The sequence below is a fragment of the Paenibacillus agri genome, assembly GCF_013359945.1.
Taxonomy (GTDB): Bacteria; Bacillota; Bacilli; order Paenibacillales; family Paenibacillaceae; genus Paenibacillus_AQ; species Paenibacillus_AQ agri.
The window spans coordinates 1-337 of the sequence record NZ_JABWCS010000121.1 but is presented as its reverse complement, the minus strand read 5'-3'; the positions used below and the strand labels follow the sequence as shown (position 1 = coordinate 337).

Here is a 337-nt window from a genome sequence, read left to right as displayed (position 1 = left end):
GCAGAGGAAGTATACACGTCCGATCTTCTGCCTGACGGCAGCTTAACAGGAGCGAAGCTGGCAGAGGGAGCAGTGAACGGACAGCATCTGCAGCCTGATAGCATAACTGGCGGGCATCTGGTCGAGCAAAGTGTGGAAGAGCGGCATGTAAAACCCGGCAGTATCACCCTTGCGCATCTGGCGAAGGAGGTATACACGTCCGATCTTCTGCCTGATGGCAGCTTAACAGGAGCGAAGCTGGCAGAGGGAGCAGTGAACGGACAGCATCTGCAGCCTGATAGCATAACTGGCGGGCATCTGGCCGAACAAAGTGTGGAAGAGAGGCATGTAAGACCTG

Annotated in this window: 1 pseudogene; it reads left to right on the top strand. The window is 55.8% G+C overall.

Annotated elements, in window-relative coordinates:
- Nucleotides 1-337 (top strand): annotated as a pseudogene (locus tag HPT30_RS00575) (hypothetical protein); the annotation flags it as partial.